This is a genomic window from Clostridium sp. UBA1056 (genome assembly GCA_002316385.1).
GTDB lineage: Bacteria > Bacillota > Clostridia > Clostridiales > Clostridiaceae > Clostridium_J.
In genome coordinates this window covers 18329-20624 of record DCDL01000002.1, presented here as the reverse complement: position 1 = coordinate 20624, position 2296 = coordinate 18329, and the positions used below count along the sequence as shown (strand labels likewise).

2 protein-coding genes are annotated in these 2296 nt (G+C 26.2%); one reads left to right on the top strand and one right to left on the bottom strand.

Annotated features, from left to right (window positions below; genetic code table 11):
- Positions 1–514: 514 nt before the first annotated feature.
- Entirely contained in the window at positions 515–1420 is a 906-nt protein-coding gene (locus tag B3W71_RS00710) for a type II CAAX endopeptidase family protein (protein ID WP_346887026.1), read from the bottom strand.
- Positions 1421–1767: 347 nt separating this feature from the next.
- On the opposite strand from B3W71_RS00710, the gene B3W71_RS00705 reads away from it, so the two are divergent.
- On the top strand, positions 1768–2127 hold the full coding sequence (locus B3W71_RS00705; RefSeq protein WP_346887025.1) for an arsenate reductase family protein: 360 nt from the start codon (positions 1768–1770) through the stop codon (positions 2125–2127).
- Positions 2128–2296 lie beyond the last annotated feature (169 nt).

Sequence of the window (2296 nt, the reverse complement as noted above, 5' to 3'; positions counted from 1 at the left end):
ATTAAAGTGCATCTTCAATATTTCATATAAGATTAGCAATATATTTTGCGAAAGCCCCTTATTATTTATAATATAAAGAGAAACTACGAGTTTTTATTAATGTATATTCTTAAAGCTTTAATCATTAATATAAGCACATATATGTCTAAGCCTTAAAACAATAAAATCATAGGAAAAATTAGTATAGGAGCAGATACTAGCAAATTCTTTAGGAGCAACATCCTTATAAGAAATTTAATCTATGTCTAAGCTAGAATAAACTACATTAAACTCTTATAAACAGCATAACTATTTAAAAAGTTATATATTTACCTATTTAACATTTCAAATAGGTGAATATACAAAAAGCTTTATATGTAACATTTTAAAAAATAACATATATAAAAAGTTTCATAGATAACTTTTTATATATGTCATAGGTAAGACTTGGTTAAAATGCATGCATAGTAAGTAGATTATATAGCTTTATACATGAAAACTATATAGATATCACAGCTTATTAATAGAGCTTTATTTAACATGACTTACTAGATGCTCTAGGTACAAATATTACAAGTAAGATAGATATAATTAATACAATCGTACAAGCTAGACCACCCTCTGCGCCAAAGGTACCACCGGAAAGTAAAGAGTCGCTAAAGTTGTTAATTTGAAGAATTGAAGATCCCATATTCATTCCACTAACGGGAATTCCATATATATTTCCTTGAGCAAAATTCCACATAGAATGGATTGCACATACTCCAATAATATTATCTGTACGGTAAGCATAAACAGAGAAGAATATGCCGACTAAGATAATATTAATAAGGGGTAGTATAGAAAAACCTGCATTAAAAATATGAAGAAAACCAAATAAAGAAGAATTTAAAATAATAGCAAGGATAATGCCATTCTTAGCAGCAATGGAGTTTAATAAAAAACCTCTACATAAAAATTCTTCACTAGCTCCTTGTATCATAAATCCAAGAAAATAAAGAATAATTATAGGAAGAGAAGATAAGGTAACATCAATAAAGGATAGTTGGCCAGATAGAACTAAAATTAATATAATAACACTAAACATAACAAGACCTACTATTAAACCAAGACCATATTCTTTAAAAGCGCCTTTCTTTATTAATCCCATAGAACGAAGATTTCTTTTTTCAATAAACTTACAATATAGAATACATAATATAATTAAAAATCCAGTGCTAAATAGACTTATGAGACTTAATGTTTGATTATCCATAGAAATAGATAAACTATTAGACTGAATTAAACTTATAATAGATATTATAAACATAGGAATAATAACAAGAAATTGACTTAAAAAAATAAGAACTATAGATATAAGTAGGTTAATTATAGGATTAAACTGATGTTTAGCCTTTTTTGCTTCTTCAACCATAACAGACGGTGTATTAAAAAAATTCATAAAAAAATCCTCCTATTTAAATTATAAAATCAATATACAATATAGTAATGTATATGCACTATTATAGTATAATTTACACTATTTTACTAATGAGGGTGTAAAATGTTGCAATTAGATTGAGGCAATAAAATACACTGTAAGCTAACAAGGTCTTTATGTACCCAACTTACAGGGTATAAATTATATTTATTATAATATTATTCTATATTAGTTAAAGTAGTTACAAATTAAACCTTAAGTTAAAATTTTCAAGTAGAATATATAGGAAAGTTATATATTAATGTATAATAATAAGTATCTTGTTATAATAATAAAATAAACATTTTAAATAGAAGGAGAGAATATATATGAGCATATTGTTTATTGAGTATCCAAAGTGTACTACATGCATTAAAGCTAAAAAGTTTCTTATAGAGAACAATGTAGATTTTCAGGATAGACACATAGTTGATAATAATCCAACTAAGGAAGAGTTAGCTCTATGGATTGATAAAAGTGGTCTCGAAATTAAAAAATTCTTTAATACCTCAGGAAAGCTTTATAAAGAAATGAATTTAAAAGATAAGATTAAAGATATGTCAAAAGAGGACTGCATAGAGCTTCTTTCTACTAATGGAATGCTAGTAAAAAGACCTTTGCTTATAGAAGGAGATAAGATTTTAGTAGGATTTAAAGAAGAGAACTATAGGGAATTTCTAAATAAATAGAATCAGAAGATACATAGAATTTTATCATGTATTGAATTTGATAGAACTGTCTCAAAATTAAGGTTTCGAGGCAGTTTTTCATTTATAGAAGGAAGGGGCTTTCGTAAAATAAACTAATCTAAATAAATATTGGAGGAGCACTTATATTATTAACGCTCAGCCGTTTCGG